General features: G+C 62.7%; 16 protein-coding genes. 7 read left to right on the top strand and 9 right to left on the bottom strand.

Going from position 1 to position 15,447, the window contains the following annotated elements:
• Positions 1-28: 28 nt before the first annotated feature.
• The 3 genes from ACODR6_RS09375 (at position 29) to ACODR6_RS09365 (ending at position 4,251) form a co-directional block, all read left to right on the top strand.
• Positions 29-1,606 carry an alkaline phosphatase D family protein gene (locus tag ACODR6_RS09375; protein ID WP_489022370.1) on the top strand — a complete coding sequence of 526 codons (1,578 nt, stop codon included), beginning with the start codon at positions 29-31 and terminating at the stop codon, positions 1,604-1,606.
• 122 nt (positions 1,607-1,728) lie between these two features.
• Positions 1,729-3,552: a translational GTPase TypA gene (gene typA / locus ACODR6_RS09370; protein WP_112718439.1), complete on the top strand. Its 1,824-nt coding sequence runs from the start codon at positions 1,729-1,731 to the stop codon at positions 3,550-3,552.
• Positions 3,553-3,744: 192 nt separating this feature from the next.
• On the top strand, positions 3,745-4,251 hold the full coding sequence (locus tag ACODR6_RS09365) for a GNAT family N-acetyltransferase (RefSeq protein ID WP_112718441.1): 507 nt from the start codon (positions 3,745-3,747) through the stop codon (positions 4,249-4,251).
• Between the two features lie 12 nt (positions 4,252-4,263).
• On the opposite strand, the gene ACODR6_RS09360 is transcribed toward ACODR6_RS09365, so the two are convergent.
• Positions 4,264-4,704, bottom strand: a complete 441-nt coding sequence (locus ACODR6_RS09360) for an MEKHLA domain-containing protein (protein ID WP_489022369.1) — start codon at positions 4,702-4,704, stop codon at positions 4,264-4,266.
• Between the two features lie 220 nt (positions 4,705-4,924).
• Here ACODR6_RS09360 and ppa point away from each other — a divergent pair, with 220 nt between their 5' ends.
• Positions 4,925-5,458: an inorganic diphosphatase gene (ppa, locus tag ACODR6_RS09355; protein WP_112718445.1), complete on the top strand. Its 534-nt coding sequence runs from the start codon at positions 4,925-4,927 to the stop codon at positions 5,456-5,458.
• 2 nt (positions 5,459-5,460) lie between these two features.
• Here ppa and ACODR6_RS09350 read toward each other — a convergent pair whose 3' ends face one another.
• Together ACODR6_RS09350 and ACODR6_RS09345 are read right to left on the bottom strand one after the other, a co-directional pair.
• Positions 5,461-5,763 (bottom strand): DUF167 domain-containing protein, encoded by a 303-nt coding sequence (locus tag ACODR6_RS09350; RefSeq protein WP_489022368.1) that lies wholly within the window; start codon positions 5,761-5,763, stop codon positions 5,461-5,463.
• Positions 5,760-6,050, bottom strand: a complete 291-nt coding sequence (locus ACODR6_RS09345) for a YggT family protein (RefSeq protein ID WP_112718505.1) — start codon at positions 6,048-6,050, stop codon at positions 5,760-5,762. Before ACODR6_RS09345 ends, ACODR6_RS09350 begins: the two co-directional genes overlap by 4 nt.
• Positions 6,051-6,191: 141 nt before the next feature.
• Between ACODR6_RS09345 and ACODR6_RS09340 the strand changes: the two genes are divergently transcribed.
• Entirely contained in the window at positions 6,192-7,442 is a 1,251-nt protein-coding gene (locus ACODR6_RS09340) for an MFS transporter (protein ID WP_489022367.1), read from the top strand.
• On the opposite strand, the gene ACODR6_RS09335 is transcribed toward ACODR6_RS09340, so the two are convergent.
• The 6 genes from ACODR6_RS09335 to hemC all read right to left on the bottom strand — a co-directional run bounded on the left by ACODR6_RS09335 (position 7,417) and on the right by hemC (position 13,290).
• Positions 7,417-8,178: a glutamine amidotransferase gene (locus ACODR6_RS09335; RefSeq protein ID WP_112718451.1), complete on the bottom strand. Its 762-nt coding sequence runs from the start codon at positions 8,176-8,178 to the stop codon at positions 7,417-7,419. The genes ACODR6_RS09340 and ACODR6_RS09335 overlap by 26 nt on opposite strands.
• The gene (locus ACODR6_RS09330) at positions 8,168-8,653 is read right to left on the bottom strand and encodes a tellurite resistance TerB family protein (protein WP_112718453.1); all 486 of its coding nucleotides are present in this window, start codon (positions 8,651-8,653) and stop codon (positions 8,168-8,170) included. Before ACODR6_RS09330 ends, ACODR6_RS09335 begins: the two co-directional genes overlap by 11 nt.
• Positions 8,654-8,670: 17 nt before the next feature.
• Complete coding sequence (locus ACODR6_RS09325; RefSeq protein WP_489022366.1) at positions 8,671-10,284, bottom strand: heme biosynthesis protein HemY; 1,614 nt, start codon at positions 10,282-10,284, stop codon at positions 8,671-8,673.
• 3 nt (positions 10,285-10,287) lie between these two features.
• On the bottom strand, positions 10,288-11,565 hold the full coding sequence (locus tag ACODR6_RS09320; protein ID WP_489022365.1) for a COG4223 family protein: 1,278 nt from the start codon (positions 11,563-11,565) through the stop codon (positions 10,288-10,290).
• A gap of 90 nt (positions 11,566-11,655) precedes the next feature.
• A complete protein-coding gene (locus ACODR6_RS09315; RefSeq protein ID WP_489022364.1) occupies positions 11,656-12,354 on the bottom strand; it encodes a uroporphyrinogen-III synthase in 699 nt (232 codons plus the stop codon).
• A gap of 6 nt (positions 12,355-12,360) precedes the next feature.
• Positions 12,361-13,290, bottom strand: a complete 930-nt coding sequence (gene hemC / locus ACODR6_RS09310) for a hydroxymethylbilane synthase (RefSeq protein ID WP_130283265.1) — start codon at positions 13,288-13,290, stop codon at positions 12,361-12,363.
• A 72-nt stretch (positions 13,291-13,362) separates the two neighbouring features.
• On the opposite strand from hemC, the gene tsaD reads away from it, so the two are divergent.
• A complete protein-coding gene (tsaD, locus tag ACODR6_RS09305; RefSeq protein WP_489022363.1) occupies positions 13,363-14,460 on the top strand; it encodes a tRNA (adenosine(37)-N6)-threonylcarbamoyltransferase complex transferase subunit TsaD in 1,098 nt (365 codons plus the stop codon).
• Positions 14,457-15,440, top strand: coding sequence for an NAD(P)H-dependent glycerol-3-phosphate dehydrogenase (locus ACODR6_RS09300; RefSeq protein ID WP_489022362.1), 984 nt, complete (start codon positions 14,457-14,459; stop codon positions 15,438-15,440). Before tsaD ends, ACODR6_RS09300 begins: the two co-directional genes overlap by 4 nt.
• The last annotated feature ends 7 nt before the right edge of the window (positions 15,441-15,447 follow it).

Here is a 15,447-nt window from a genome sequence, read left to right as displayed (position 1 = left end):
TTCGATCCCGCTCCTGAAGGGCCTTGGAATGATCTTGAAGGAAACGACGCGCCGCCGGTTCCTGACGTCGGTGGGTGCAGTCGGCGGCTTTGCGGCGGCAAGCCTGGCAATGCCCTATTACGCCCGCGGCTCGTCGAGCCGGCCGGTCTTTACCTCGGGCGTGCAATCGGGCGATGTCGATGCGGCCTCGGGTGTCGTCTGGACGCGGGTCGACCGCCCGTCGCGGCTGTTCGTCGAATATTCCACGACAGACAAGTTTGCCAACGCTGTGCGGCTCGCGCCCTTCGACGTGACGCCGGAGACCGATTTGGCCGGCAAGCTGCTGGTGACCGGTCTGCCGCCGGACCAGGAAATCTTCTATCGCTTCGTCGCGGCCGATCTGCAGGACATCAACAGCCGTTCCGAGCCCATTCGAGGCGAGTTCCGCACCGCGCCGGTCTCCAGACGCAATATCCGCTTCGTGTGGTCGGGCGATACGGCGGGGCAGGGATGGGGTATCGATGACGAGGGGATGCGGACCTATCAGACGATCGCCTATCACCGGCCTGATTTCATGATCCATTCCGGCGATACCATCTATGCCGATAACCCGATCCCCGATGAGATCGCGCTCCGCGGCGGCGGCGTCTGGAAGAACCGGATCGTCACCGAGGAAAAGCGGACGATCGCCCAGACGCTTCCCGAGTTCCGCGGCCAATGGAAATACAATCTTCTCGACGAGCATGTGACGGCGCTCAATGCAATCTGCCCGGTCTTCCACCAGTGGGACGACCACGAGGTTCTCAACAATTGGTCGCCATCGACCGATCTCAGCGCCGATGCCCGCTACAGAGAAAAGTCGGTCGCTGTGCTCGCGGCGCGCGCCAGCCGCGCCTTCCATGAAATGACGCCGATCCGCTATGTCGCCGCGGATCCCGGCCGTATCTACCGCAAGGTCTCCTATGGCCCGCTGCTCGATGTGTTCTTCGTCGATCTCCGCTCCTATCGCGGACCCAACGCGCATGGTCTCGATGAAGAACTGATGCCGCAGTCGCGGATTTTCGGCGAGGCGCAGGTCGCGTGGCTGAAGCGCGAGCTGGCGCGATCGACAGCGACATGGAAGGTGATTTCCTGCGATCTGCCCATCGGCCTGGTGATCTGGGACGATTACGGCAAACGCCGGGGCAGCGAATCCATCTCGAATGGCGACAATGACGCGCCGCTCGGCCGCGAGTTGGAATTTGCCGATCTGCTGCGTTTCATCCGCGACGCGGCGATCGGCAATATCGTCTGGCTCACCGCGGATGTGCACTACACCGCGGCGCATTATTACGATCCGGGCAAGGCGAAGTTCCAGGATTTCCTGCCATTTTGGGAGTTCGTATCCGGACCGCTCCACTCCGGCACATACGGGCCTCAGGAGCTCGATGGCACGTTCGGGCCGGAAGTGCGCTTCATCAAGGCGGCACCCGGCGGCATCGAGTCCAACCTGCCGCCATCATCAGGCATGCAGTTCTTCGGCGTCGTCGATATCGATGGGCAAAGCGAGCAGATGACGGTGCGGCTGATGGACCGCGACGACAACGAATTGTGGCGGACGGTGATCGACCCGCAACGTACGAGTTAACCTTGGAATGGCGCTTCGGACCTCTTACCCCTTTCGCAATCGCGAAAAACACTGTATGAGCGCGCCAAACGTAATAGGCGCCTCCCTCCGACGTAGCGCCCCAGCCTCAGAGATTTGACACAATGGCACTTCGCAACATCGCGATTATCGCGCACGTTGACCATGGCAAGACGACACTGGTGGACGAGCTGCTCAAGCAGTCCGGCTCCTTCCGTGAGAACCAGCGCGTTGCAGAACGCGTCATGGACTCCAACGACCTCGAAAAAGAGCGTGGCATCACCATTCTCGCCAAGGCGACCTCGGTCGAGTGGAAGGGTGTCCGCATCAACATCGTCGACACCCCCGGCCACGCCGACTTCGGCGGTGAAGTCGAGCGTATTCTCTCGATGGTGGATGGCGCGATCGTTCTCGTCGACGCTTCCGAAGGCCCGATGCCGCAGACGAAGTTCGTCGTCGGCAAGGCGCTGAAGGTCGGCCTTCGCCCGATCGTCGCGATCAACAAGATCGACCGTCCTGATGGACGCCACGAAGAAGTCATCAACGAAGTGTTCGACCTCTTTGCGAACCTCGACGCAACCGACGAGCAGCTCGATTTCCCGATCCTCTACGGTTCGGGCCGCGATGGCTGGATGAACGTCAATCCGGAAGGTCCGAAGGACCAGGGTCTCGCACCGCTTCTCGACCTCGTGCTCGAGCATGTTCCGGAGCCGACGGTTCACGAAGGCCCGTTCACGATGATCGGCACGATCCTCGAAGCCAACCCCTTCCTCGGCCGTATCATCACCGGCCGCGTCAATTCCGGCTCGATCAAGCCGAACCAGGCCGTCAAGGTTCTGCATGCCGATGGCAAGACCATCGAAACCGGCCGTATCTCCAAGATCCTCGCATTCCGCGGTATCGAGCGTCAGCCGATCGAAGAAGCGCATGCAGGTGACATCGTCGCGATCGCCGGCCTCTCCAAGGGCACCGTCGCCGACACGTTCTGCGACCCGTCCGTCAGCCAGCCGCTGCAGGCTCAGCCGATCGACCCGCCGACCGTCACCATGTCCTTCATCGTCAACGACAGCCCCTATGCAGGCACCGAAGGCGACAAGGTCACCTCGCGCGTCATCCGCGACCGTCTGTTCAAGGAAGCCGAAGGCAACGTTGCGCTGAAGATCGAAGAGTCCTCCGAAAAGGATTCGTTCTTCGTTTCCGGCCGCGGCGAACTGCAGCTGGCCGTTCTCATCGAAACCATGCGCCGTGAAGGCTTCGAGCTTGCCGTATCGCGTCCGCGCGTCGTCATGCACAAGGACGAAGCGACCGGCCAGATGCTCGAGCCGATCGAAGAAGTCGTCATCGACGTCGATGAAGAACATTCCGGCGTCGTCGTTCAGAAGATGTCTGAGCGCAAGGCTGAAATGACCGAGCTGCGTCCGTCGGGCGGCAACCGTATCCGTCTGAAGTTTCTGGCGCCGACGCGCGGCCTGATCGGCTACCAGTCGGAACTGCTGACCGACACGCGCGGTACGGCCGTCATGAACCGCCTGTTCCACGACTATCAGCCGTACAAGGGCGAAATTGGCGGCCGCGTTAACGGCGTTCTGCTCGCCAACGAAGCCGGCGAAGCCGTTGCCTACGCCCTGTTCAACCTGGAAGATCGCGGCCCGATGATCATCGACGCCGGTGAGAAGGTCTACATGGGTATGATCATCGGTATCCACAGCCGTGACAACGACCTCGAAGTCAACGTTCTCAAGGGCAAGAAGCTGACCAACATCCGCGCCGCCGGCAAGGATGAAGCCGTCAAGCTGACGCCGCCGATCCGCATGACGCTGGACCGCGCTCTCTCCTGGATCCAGGACGACGAGCTGGTCGAAGTGACGCCGAAGTCGATCCGTCTGCGCAAGATGTATCTCGACGCCAACGACCGCAAGCGGTTCGAAAAGTCGAAGGCAGCGCTCTAAGCCGTGCTCAAACAGATCAAACCCCGGCCTTGCGCCGGGGTTTTTTATGTGTGGTCCGCCGATTCCGGCTTGTGACAATGGTTAAAAAAGCGTTAAATTTTTTCCATCGTCCACATGTTAAGTCTGTGGGCAATCAGCCAGGCCGCGTGATGGCATATGGTTAATTGTCCGCTGAAGGACCAGAGTAGCGTTATGAAGACGTTGTCGATCGATGTTCGGCGGGCTGAGCCGCATGATGCCCGCGCCATATCGGAGGCGCATCGCCTTGCGTGGCAGCACACATATGCCGGCATCATTCCTCACCGTGCTCTGACACAAATGATCGAACGCCGCGGCGAAGGCTGGTGGCGCAAGGCCACCCGAGGGCCGGCAACGCTGCTGGTTCTGGATGTGGCCGGTACGGTCGCCGGTTATGCGACGCTCGGCCTCAACCGTGCCCGTGCCCTTCCGCAGGAAGGCGAAATCTACGAGCTTTATCTCCGCCCGGAATATCAGGGCATCGGTCTCGGCCGGATGCTGTTCGGAGAAGCGCGCCGGTTGCTGAAGTCGCTCGGCTGCAATGGCTTGGTCGTCTGGTGCCTGGAAGATAACGAGAATGCCAGCCGCTTCTATCGCGGCCATGGCGGGCTCGATTTCTGCGAAGGCATGGAAAACTTCGACCACAAGCAGCTAAAGAAGATCGGCTTCATCTGGAACTAGCGGCGCTGCCGCTTATGGCAGCCTCGCTGCCTGGCCACGGATCATTCCGTCGGCATCGATCAATTGCCATACCGTCACGTTTGCGATCGGAAAGCGTTTGCCCGATTTGCTGATCCTGATCCCCTCGTAATTGTCGACATAGCCCTTCTCGGCAACCTGCCGCAGGAAGTTCTCCCGTGCGGCGCGTTCGGGCGCTTCGGCGGACAGTCTCGACGGCAGCGCGGTCAGTTCGTCCCAGCTATATTCGAAGCTTCGCTGAGCGTTCTTGTTGCCATAGACGAAGACAGGATCGGGTGCGGTGTCATGTGCCAGCAGGCCGAACGGCGCGTCCTCGTAGAGCCAGCGGATGCCTTCCTGTCTGGTCAGTTCCGGCGGCACGAGATCCTTGCCAGTGATGCGGCGGTAGCTGCCGGTAAGGAGATCGAAAAAGTCGTCGCTTTCGTAAAGATACATGGCCATCTGCTTGCAATATGAGATCTGAAAAGCCCAACTAATCCGGACAATGCGACCGGTTTGTGGCCTCGCCGGTCATTGCCCCTGGTGATCCCCGAACTTCGCTGTTGGTGGCGAACTCTATTAGCCAAAACGACGGAAGATGCGGCCTGACATGTTGCGTTGCGAAGAGATTCTGATTATCTGGCAGCCGGAAACCATCCTATATTAGGGGACACTGATGCGCATCGACGCCATTTCCATCGGCAACAACCCACCGGAAGATGTCAACGTTATCGTTGAGGTTCCGGTCGGCGGCCATCCCATCAAGTACGAAATGGACAAGGACGCCGGCACCCTCGTCGTCGACCGCTTCTTGTACACGCCGATGACCTATCCGGGTAACTACGGCTTCGTGCCGCACACACTGTCGGAAGACGGCGACCCGATTGACGTGCTGATCGCCAGCACCCGTCCACTGGTTCCGGGCTGTGTCATCAACGTGCGCCCGATCGGCGTTCTGATGATGGAAGACAATTCTGGCAAGGACGAGAAGATCATTGCCGTTCCGTCGCCGAAGCTGACGCTGCGCTACGAGAAGGTGAAGGAATATACAGATCTTCCCGACATCACGCTGAAGCAGATCGAGCACTTCTTCGAGCACTACAAGGATCTCGAGCCCGGCAAGTGGGTGAAGATCTTCGGCTGGAAGGGTTCGAAGGAAGCCGGCGAACTCATTCTCGAAGCCGTCGAGCGCGCCAAGAAGGCAAAGTAAGCTCAGGCTTTCGTAAAGGCTTTTAGCTTTTCGATCAGATCCTCCGTATCGCCTTCGATGCGGAGGATTTTTTTGCGCGATGTTTCACCGGAAATGAAGGCGACGGCGGATTTCGGCACGCGCAGAGATTTGGCGAGAAGGGCGATCAGCGCCTTATTCGCCTTGCCGTCTTCGGGCACGGCGCTGACGCGCGCCTTCAGCTGTCCCTCGCCGTCCAATCCATCGATCGCGTCGCGGCCGCCATTCGGGGTCAGCCGCACCGTCAGCCTGACATGACCGTCATGAACGGTCCAGGGGGAGCTCACGCCACCAGCGGGAAAATGGTGTTCCACATGAAGGAGCGCAGGAAGAAGATAATCAGTAGCAGGATGATCGGCGAGATGTCGATGCCGCCAAGATTCGGCAGCACGCGGCGGATCGGGCGCAGCACCGGTTCGGTGACATTGTAAAGGAACATCCCGACCGAGTTGACGAACTGGTTGCTGGAATTGATGACGTTGAAGGCGTAGAGCCAGGAGAAAATGGCACTCGCAATCAGCACCCAGGTGTAAAGATTCAAAGCCAAATCAATGGTTTGAAAGAGGGCAATCATCGTCGTCTCCAGTTCGTTGTTGACAGACATGTAGCTATTGGCGACTAAACGGGCAAGTGCCGTGTCTTAACGCGCGGTGAATCATGTTTAATGGGCGCGTTTGAACTGTACCGCGCGGCCCGATTTCCTTGGTTGCCCCCAATGTCTTTCTCGTCCACCGGAGACCGTTTTGCCGCGTTCCGGCATTCTTCCTACACCCGGTTCTTCTTCGCGAAGTTTCTGCTTTCCTTTTCACAGCAGATCCTCAGCGTCGCGGTCGGCTGGCAGATGTATGACCAGACGCGGAGCGCCATCTATCTCGGCCTGATCGGCCTGGTGCAGTTCCTGCCGTCGCTGCTGTTTATCCTGGTCACGGGATCGGTCGCCGACCGCTACAATCGTCGTGCCATCGCTTCGATCTGCTCGCTGGTCAGCGCTCTATGCACGCTGGCGCTGCTGATCATGACGGTGACGGGCACCTTCTCGCCGATCCCGGTTTTCATCGTGCTGTTGGTTTTCGGCATCGAGCGCGCCTTTGCAGCACCTGCCGTGCAGTCGCTGGCGCCGAACCTGGTGCCGGAGAAGGATCTCTCCAACGCGATTGCCTGGAATTCCTCCTCCTGGCAGCTGGCGGCAATCACCGGCCCGGTGCTCGGCGGTCTCCTCTACGGCGTCGGCGCGACGACGGCTTACACGGTCTCGGTCATCTTCGCGGTGCTCGGCGCCATCCTGCTCTTCATGATCCCGAAGCCCGCACAGCACAGCGTCGGCGAAGCAAAGAGCTGGGACATGATCCTCGGCGGCTTCCGCTTCATCAAGGCGGACAAGGTGGTGCTCGGCGCGATCTCGCTCGACCTGTTTGCCGTGCTGCTCGGCGGCGCTACGGCACTGATGCCGATCTATGCGCGCGATATCCTGACGCTCGGTCCCTGGGGGCTCGGTCTTCTGCGCTCGGCGCCCGGCGTCGGCGCGATCGTGATGGCGCTGTTCCTGGCCGCCTATCCGATGAAACACCGCGCCGGCTTCTACATGTTCACCGGTGTCGGCCTGTTCGGTATCGCGACGATCGTCTTTGGCGTCTCGACCCATACCTGGACCTCGATCGCCGCGCTGGCGATCATGGGGGCCGCAGACATGATCTCGGTCTATGTGCGCGAGAGCCTGATCGCCCTCTGGACGCCGGACGAGCTGCGTGGCCGCGTCAACGCCGTCAACATGGTCTTCGTCGGTGCATCGAACGAGCTCGGCGAGTTCCGGGCAGGCACGATGGCGCATACCTTCGGCGCGGTGCCTGCCGTCGTCATTGGCGGTCTTGGGACACTTGCCGTTTCGGTGATCTGGGCGATGAGCTTCCGCCAGCTGCGGCAGATCGATACGCTCGATGCGCCTATGCGCTCAGCGTCGCCGGCATAGAGAGCGGCGCGCCTTTCGCCGTCTTGCCCTCGAAGACGATATCGAGGAACTCGTTCAGCCACGCCTTCAGCGGCGCATCGAAGAGCATGCGTCCCTCAAGGTGCTCGCGGCCCTGCTGGGCGTTCGGCAGGATAAAGCGGTGGGCGCCGTGGACGACCCAGCGGTGCATCATCACCCGCGTCAGCTCGGCATGGAACTGCAGCGCCCAGGCATTCTTGTTGTAGCGGAAAGCCTGGTTCGGATAGGCATCGCCTTCTGCCAGCAACTCGGCGCCGCGCGGCAGATCGAAGCCTTCGCGGTGGAAGTGATAGACCATCTTCGGCCAGTGCATCAGAAGCCGGCCCTTTTCCGTCGGGCGCAGCGGATACCAGCCGATTTCCGTCGAGCCATCGGGGTTTGACTGGACCTTGCCGCCGAGATGGCGCACCAGCATCTGGGCGCCGAGGCAGATGCCGAGGAACGGACGGTTTTCCTTGAGCGGCACGTCGAGCCAGTTGATCTCCGCCTTGACGAAATCTTCCGGATCATTGGCGCTCATCGGGCCGCCGAAGACGACGGCGCCGGCATGTCCGTCAAGCGTCGACGGCAGCTTGTCGCCCAGCACCGGACGGCGCATGTCGAGGCTGTAGCCCTTTTCGACCAGCAGCTGGCCGACGCGGCCGGGGCTGGATTGTTCCTGATGCAGGACGATCAGGACGGGCCGCTTGTCGCGTTTTACCGGGCGCTCAATCTGCATCGTCTTGAACCACGACCGTATCGGTCACCCGGGCGGCGGCCTCCTGGCGCTTCTGGATGCGCTCGCGGGAGGAGACGCCGAGCAGATCGGCGATCCGCCAGATGACGTGATCCTCCATCTCGCTGCGCTCGCCATCGGCATAGACGATGTCCCAGAGGATGCCGATCAGCTCGAGCCGCTGCTCGGTGTTCAGATGGCGCTTGAGATCGGAGGTGAAGCGATAGTAGTCGACGGCGCTGCTTTCGGCCTCGAGCCCGGCGGCGATCACGGCATCGAGCTGCTTGCCGTCGAGCCCGTACTGCTCCTTCAGCAGCTTGCGCAGCCGCTTCTTCTCGCTGTCCTTGATCTGGCCGTCGGCTTCCATGACCTGCATGCAGAGCGCGGCAACGGCAATGCGCGGGTCATCGGGATCGAAACCCTTCCTGCTCCCGTCTGCCGTGAGGTTGTGGAAGAATGCCTGAAAGCGTTCGAACATGCGGTTTTCGTTCCATCTCAGAAAAGGCGGAGCCGTGTCTTGGGTTCCGTATCCACCTTGGTGTCGCGAACGCCTGGATCATCAGGCATTCCATAATATGGTTTCGGTTCGGGCGGGCGTGAAGGGGAGGCCGCTTCGGCAGGCTTGGGCGCCGGAGCGGGCTTCGGAGGGGCCGCGGGTGCCGGGGCCGGGCGAACGGATTCGGCGATCGTTGCGGCGCGTTCCAGCTCGATGATGCGGTGATCGCTCGCCGGTGCTTCCTGGCGATGTTCGCGAACTGGCGGCAATGTTTTGAGTGCCGTGTCGATCGACGTGGCAGAGCCTTCCTCGACCGGGCCTTCCAGCTGGCCGAATGGCGCCTTCCACTCGAAGGCGTCGAGACGGCCGGTGACCGGCGAGAGCGGCAGCCACTTGTCGGAAACGAAGCCATCGGCCACCCAGGCCGGATCACGCGGCGCCTTCAGCGCCTGCGCCAGCCAATGGCGCACACGGCCCTGATCGCCAGTCTCGGCCTCCTCGATATCGGCAAGCAGCAGGAAAGCGGCTTCGCGTGGCTGCATGCGGGCGGCTGCTTCCGCCTTGGCGCGGGCCTTGGCGAAGTTTTGCGCGTCGAGAGCGGCTTGCGCGACGACGAGCAGCGACTCCACATTGTTCGGGCGGATGGCTTCCAGCTTGTCAGCACGTTTCAGCCGGTCGATGACGGAATCACCGCTGCGGGCCAGCACATAGACGCGGCCGATCTCGGGATGCGGATTGGTCTTCCACGCCTGTTCAAGGATCGAGGCCGCCTTGCGCAGCTTGTCTTCGCGGAAAAGCGCCTTTGCGGCAATGATCGCGGCCGGTTCGAAATCGGCGATCAACTTCAGCGCATGCAGGGCATCGTCGCGGGCGCCTGCCGGATCGCGGTCCAGCTTGTCGCCGGCGCGCGCCGTAAGCAGCACGGCGCGCAGGCGGTCGCCGTCATGCTTGTCGACGACGCGGGCGGCTTTCTGCTGGTCGAGCAGGCGGATCGCATCGTCCCAGCGTCCGGCCTGGCTGCGGGATTCCAGGGTCGCCTGAGCGGCCCAGGGGAGATAGGGCGCGTTGTCAGCAGCCTTCTCGGCATATTGGCGTGCGGCCTCATTGGCGCCAAGACGCTTGGCTTCGAGATAGAGGCCACGCAGGCCGAGCTCGCGGGTCTCGGGATCGTTGGCCATGGCTTCGAACTTGGCGCGGGCCTCGTCGTGGCGGCCTTCGATCAATGCTGCCTGTGCTTCCAGGAGGTTGATAAGCGGTTCCTGATCGGCGCGGATGAGACCGCGCGAACGGGCCGCCATCTTGCGGGCGAGAAGCGCATTGCCGGCGCCGGCTGCGATCAGTCCGGTCGAGAGCGCCTGGTAGCCGCGGTCACGCTTGCGGGCGCGGAAATAGCGGGTGACGGAATGCGGCGAGGTCCAGATCGTGCGGATCAGCCACCAGCCGATCATCACGAGAGCAATGAGCGCGATCAGGCCGCTGGCGGCAACGATCAGCTTGGTCTGGTAGAGCTGGCCTTCCCAGATCAGCGACAGGTCGCCGGGACGATCGGCAAGCCAGGAGAAGCCGTAGCCAAGGACGAGAACGAGCAGGGCGAAGATGACGAGCTTGATCATCGGTCAGCCCTCCTTGCCTGCGCCGGATACGGCCTTCGAGAGCGCTCCGCTGACGAGGTCTTCGACACGGATGCGGGCTTCGAGCGACTGCTTGAAGGCGGCCGATGCCTGCTTGGCTGCGGGCGGCAGGTCGTTCCATTCGTTGGCGGCGCCCGGCAGGTCACCGTTCTTCACCTTGTCTTCCATGCGGGCGGCGATCGCCTCGACGCTTTCGCCCTCGATGTTGCCGACGGGGCGGACGCTGACCAGCGACTTGGCACTCGACATCAGCCGGTCGGACCAGCTCTGATCCGGGTTCGCCTGGTTTACGGCCTCAACAGCCGACGTAGCGACATCGGGAACCTGGCGGATCAGCTCGGCACGCGAGGGAACGCCTGTCTGCGCGAAGTTGCGCAGATCCTTGACGGCGGGATCGTCAGGCGCGACGCCCGCGAATGTATCGAGTTCGGCGGTGAACGGTCCGCCACGATCGATCGCCGCTTTCAACGCTGCTGCGGCGATTGCCTGCGCGACGGCCACATCCTGGCGCGGTTCGTTGAGCTTCTTCTCGGCTTCGTCGAGACGCTTGGTAATGTCGGCGCCGTTTGACGCCTGCTGTTCGGAGGCCTGGGTGAGCGAGCTCTGGAGCTTAGCCACCTCAGCGGTGAGATCGGCGATCTTCTGGTTGAGAGCCTCGGTCGCAGCCGGGTCGCCGGGCTGGGCAGCCGCGGGCGTCTTGGCGGCGGCCTCCAGGGCGGCGATGCGCTTGTCGAGAGCGTCGTCATCAGGATTGGGCGCGGCTGCGAGATTGGCGATCGACTGCTTCAGGCCGTCGATCTCGGCCGAAAGCTCGCTGTTCTGTTCCGTCTGCGCCGGTTGCTGCGCGGAGCCGGGGAGATAACCTGCATATTGGATGGCGCCGGCTCCCGCGAGCGCAACGAGGCCGCCGAAAATGCCGGCGGCGATCAGGCCCGAGGTGTTGCCGCCGCGCTGCTGCTGGGGCGGCGGAGACATGGTCGATTCGGTGTGGCGAGGCGCCGGTTCTTCGGCCGGAGCTTCGGGTGCCGATGGCTCTTCGGTGTGTACCGGTTCTTCTACCGCAGCTGCGGCCGATGCGTCTTCCGAAGGCGTCGCTTCCAGCGTTTCCTTCAGCTCATTTGCCGCCTGCTCTTCGGTATCGGCTGCGGCATCGGCAGGGGTGGAGGCGGTATCCTCCTGCTTGGCAAATTCCTGCGCTTCCAGATCGATGGTGACCGGCTTGTCGGTTCTCTTCGAATGGCGTGGCGGGTTTCCCGATACCATGAGGCCCTCATATTTCCTGCATTGCAACGAAACTAGTCAGTGATCCCAGTTAAGGAAAGAGGTTAGATCAAATTTGGGCGGCTAACGCCTTCAAAGAAGCGACAAAAGACTTTGTTCATCCGGCATTGCCGCAATGCGAAGATTTTTCTGCAGCCCGGCCGGAACGGCGGCTGCAACGGCCTCACTGAGGCAGAGAATGCGGGCGGCGCTCAGCCACTCCGGTAAAGGATTGAAAAATCGGAACAAGGCGATTGCCGTCTCGCGGGAATAGAGGAGGATGGCATCTGGCGGCGATTGCTGCAGCGCCTCGCTGGCATCGCGGCCCGGAGCAATCTGCTCCATGCGGTAGCATTCGACGGCGGTCAGCTCGAGGCCGAGCTCGGTGGCGCGCTTTTCGAAGGTTTCCGCCCGCGGTCTTCCGGCGAGATAGGTGACGGCGCCGGTGGTCTCGGCCGCGATCAATTCTGCGAGATCGCCGCCATCGCCGGAGGCTGCCTTGACCGTGACGAAGCCTGCGGCGATTGCCGCTTGGGCGGTCGCGTTGCCGACGGCATAGAGAGGGCGATCGAGGTGGGGTGCCAGCGATGCGGCTTGATCCGAGAGCGCCCCGATGGCTTCGGCACTGGTGATGGCAATCGGGCCTGCGGTTTGCGCAAGGGCGGCCATTGCCGTCGCGCCGTCATGTACCGGTTCGGAGAGCGGCATCATCACGGCGTCATGTCCGCGTTCGCGCAATCGCTGTGCCGTTCGTTCCCCCTGACGCTGCGGGCGAGTGACGAGCACGCGCATGGAAGACTAGCTCCAGTCGTCGAAGAAGGTGGTTCCGGCGCGGGCGCGGACGTCCTGCCCGGCGCGGGTGCCGAGTGCTGCAGCATCGCGGCGGTTGCCGTCGATCGAGATCGCATGCTGGTGGCGGCCGTCCGGGGTGATGATCAGGCCGGAGAACTTGATCTGATCGCCTTCGCAGATCGCGTAGCCGCCGATCGGCGTCCGGCAGGAGCCGTCGAGGGCGCCGAGGAAGGCGCGCTCGCAGGAGACGGCGTCGAAGGTCGCGGGGTCGTTGATCGCTGCCAGCAGATTATCGATGCGCTCGTCGCCGATGCGGCTTTCGATCGCGATTGCGCCCTGTGCGGGTGCGGGCGGAAAGGTGTCCGGATCGAGAATGTCGGTGAGCACGTCGACCTTGCCAAGGCGCTTGAGACCGGCCAGCGCCAAAAGCGTTGCATCGACCTGGCCTTCGGCGAGCTTGCGCAAGCGGGTATCGACGAGGCCGCGGAAAGTGATGACGTTGATATCGGGCCGCATGCGGCGGATCAGCGCCTGGCGGCGCAGCGACGAGGAGCCGACGGTGGCGCCATGCGGCAGGTCGATCAGCTTCGGCGCGGTGCGGCCGACGACAGCATCGCGGATGTCTTCGCGCGGCAGGTAGGCGGAGAGGTAGAGGCCTTCGGGCAGAACGGTCGGCATGTCCTTGGCGGAGTGGACGGCGAAATCCAGTTCGCCGAGTGCCAGCTTCTCTTCCAGTTCCTGGGTGAAAAGCCCCTTGCCGCCGATCTCGGCGAGAGAGCGGTCGGTGATGCGGTCGCCTGTCGTCGTCAGCACGACGATCTCGAACATTTCCTCCGGCAGGCCATGCGCAGCCATCAGCCGATCGCGGGCTTCATGGGCCTGGGCAAGCGCCAGCGGGCTGCCCCGCGTGCCGATCCGGAAAGGTTTTGTTTGCATCCGCTTTGATCCGTTGTTACCGGAAGTCTCGTAACCGGGTTTCTTACCCATCGCAATCAACGATCAGGTTTCATGGCTTCCTTTCTACGCATCCTCGGCATCGAAACAAGCTGCGACGAGACCGCAGCAGCGGTGGTCGAACGCGATGCGGACGGCCGCTCGAATGTGCTTTCCGACGTTGTGCTGAGCCAGCTTGACGAGCATAGCGCCTATGGCGGCGTGGTGCCGGAGATTGCGGCGCGCGCCCATGTCGAGGCGCTCGATACGTTGATCGAGGAAGCGCTGCAGCGCGCCAATGTGTCGCTGGCCGATGTCGATGCCATCGCGGCAACATCGGGGCCAGGGCTGATCGGCGGCCTCCTGGTAGGCCTGATGACCGGCAAGGCGATTGCCAGGGCAGCGGGCAAGCCGCTCTACGCGGTCAACCATCTCGAGGGCCATGCGCTGACGGCGCGGCTGACGGATGGGCTTTCCTTTCCCTATCTGATGCTGCTCGTCTCCGGCGGCCATACGCAGCTCATTCTGGTGCGTGGCATCGGCGAGTATGAGCGTTGGGGCACGACGATCGACGATGCGCTCGGTGAGGCCTTCGACAAGACCGCCAAGCTTCTCGGCCTTCCCTATCCCGGCGGTCCGGAGGTGGAGAAGGCTGCTGCGAAGGGCAATCCGGATCGCTTCAATTTTCCGCGCCCGCTGGTCGGCGAGGCGCGGCTCGACTTTTCCTTCTCCGGCCTAAAGACGGCGGTGCGTCAGGCGGCGACAGAGATCGCGCCGGTTTCCCAGCAGGATATCGCCGATATCTGCGCCTCGTTCCAGAAGGCCATTTCACGCACGTTGAAGGATCGCATCGGCCGCGGGCTGCAGCGCTTCAAGGCGGAATTCCCGGATGTAGAAGGCCCGCCGGCGCTGGTCGTGGCAGGCGGCGTTGCAGCCAACCAGGAGGTTCGCGGCACTTTGCAGGCGCTCTGCGACAAGCACGGCTTCCGCTTCATCGCGCCGCCGCTGAGGCTTTGCACCGACAATGCGGTGATGATTGCTTGGGCGGGGCTGGAGCGCATGGCGCTCGGTGTCGCGCCTGATGATCTCGATGTGCAGCCACGCTCACGCTGGCCGCTGGATTCCAATGCCGAGGCGCTAATTAACTACGGAAAGCGAGGAGCCAAGGCGTGAGCGAGCGGATTGCAGTCATCGGTGCCGGTGCGTTCGGAACGGCGCTTGCCGCGGTCATCGCGCTCGCCGGGCGCAGCACCGTGACGCTGATCGGCCGCGATCCGGCTCTGATGGCCGATCTTGCTTCAGAGCGGCTTCATAACGCCGTGCTGCCGGGCATTGCCCTGCCTGAGGCGCTGGAATTCTCCGCCGAGCCCGATGCGATCCGCCGGGCAGGCATCGTGCTGTTCGCCATGCCGTCGCAGGCGCAGGCGGATGCGGCGCGACACTATGGTCCTTACCTGGCTCACGATGCCGTGGTCGTCACCTGCGCCAAGGGGATCGAGCGCTCTACCGGTACGCTCTTGACGGATATGCTGGAACGCGAGCTGCCCAATCATCATGTGGCAGTGCTTTCCGGTCCAGGCTTTGCCGCCGATATCGCCAAGGGGCTACCGACGGCGATGGCGATTGCGGCTGCCGATATGGATGTTGCCGAGCGGCTGGCGCAGGCAATTTCGGGCCGCACGTTCCGGCTCTATGCGTCCGATGACCGCACCGGCGTCCAGCTGGGAGGTGCCTTGAAGAATGTTCTCGCGATTGCCTGCGGCATCGTCGAAGGCTGCGGCATAGGCGATTCCGCCCGTGCAGCGCTGATTGCCCGTGGCCTGGCCGAAATGTCCCGGCTCGTTGCGGCAAAGGGCGGGCAGGCGGATACGGTGCGGGGGCTTTCCGGCCTTGGCGATCTGGTGCTGACGGCAACCAGCCATCAGTCGCGCAATCTGCGCTTCGGCATCGCGCTCGGGCGCGGAGATAAGGCTGATCCCTCGCATGGCGAGCTGGTCGAGGGCGCTTTCGCGGCCGCCGTCGCGTCGCGGCTCGCGAGAGAGCTCGGCATCGAGATGCCGATCACCGATGCCGTCTCGGCGATCATCGAGGGCAAGCTCGGTATTGCCGAGGCAATCGAACAATTGATGACACGTCCGATCACCACCGAATAGGAGACTG

This window comes from Rhizobium sp. FG96 (assembly GCF_057808655.1).
The sequence above is the reverse complement of the archived record's forward strand: the minus strand, read 5'-3'. Positions and strand labels throughout refer to the sequence as shown.

Excerpts from the sequence above, each read along its gene's own strand:
- ACODR6_RS09375 (WP_489022370.1), top strand. The coding sequence starts at position 29 with ATGATCTTGAAGGAAACGACGCGCCGCCGGTTCCTGACGTCGGTGGGT.
- typA (WP_112718439.1), top strand. The coding sequence starts at position 1,729 with ATGGCACTTCGCAACATCGCGATTATCGCGCACGTTGACCATGGCAAG.
- ACODR6_RS09365 (WP_112718441.1), top strand. The coding sequence starts at position 3,745 with ATGAAGACGTTGTCGATCGATGTTCGGCGGGCTGAGCCGCATGATGCC.
- ACODR6_RS09360 (WP_489022369.1), bottom strand. The coding sequence starts at position 4,704 with ATGTATCTTTACGAAAGCGACGACTTTTTCGATCTCCTTACCGGCAGC.
- ppa (WP_112718445.1), top strand. The coding sequence starts at position 4,925 with ATGCGCATCGACGCCATTTCCATCGGCAACAACCCACCGGAAGATGTC.
- ACODR6_RS09345 (WP_112718505.1), bottom strand. The coding sequence starts at position 6,050 with ATGATTGCCCTCTTTCAAACCATTGATTTGGCTTTGAATCTTTACACC.
- ACODR6_RS09340 (WP_489022367.1), top strand. The coding sequence starts at position 6,192 with ATGTCTTTCTCGTCCACCGGAGACCGTTTTGCCGCGTTCCGGCATTCT.
- ACODR6_RS09335 (WP_112718451.1), bottom strand. The coding sequence starts at position 8,178 with ATGCAGATTGAGCGCCCGGTAAAACGCGACAAGCGGCCCGTCCTGATC.
- ACODR6_RS09330 (WP_112718453.1), bottom strand. The coding sequence starts at position 8,653 with ATGTTCGAACGCTTTCAGGCATTCTTCCACAACCTCACGGCAGACGGG.
- ACODR6_RS09325 (WP_489022366.1), bottom strand. The coding sequence starts at position 10,284 with ATGATCAAGCTCGTCATCTTCGCCCTGCTCGTTCTCGTCCTTGGCTAC.
- ACODR6_RS09320 (WP_489022365.1), bottom strand. The coding sequence starts at position 11,565 with ATGGTATCGGGAAACCCGCCACGCCATTCGAAGAGAACCGACAAGCCG.
- ACODR6_RS09315 (WP_489022364.1), bottom strand. The coding sequence starts at position 12,354 with ATGCGCGTGCTCGTCACTCGCCCGCAGCGTCAGGGGGAACGAACGGCA.
- hemC (WP_130283265.1), bottom strand. The coding sequence starts at position 13,290 with ATGCAAACAAAACCTTTCCGGATCGGCACGCGGGGCAGCCCGCTGGCG.
- tsaD (WP_489022363.1), top strand. The coding sequence starts at position 13,363 with ATGGCTTCCTTTCTACGCATCCTCGGCATCGAAACAAGCTGCGACGAG.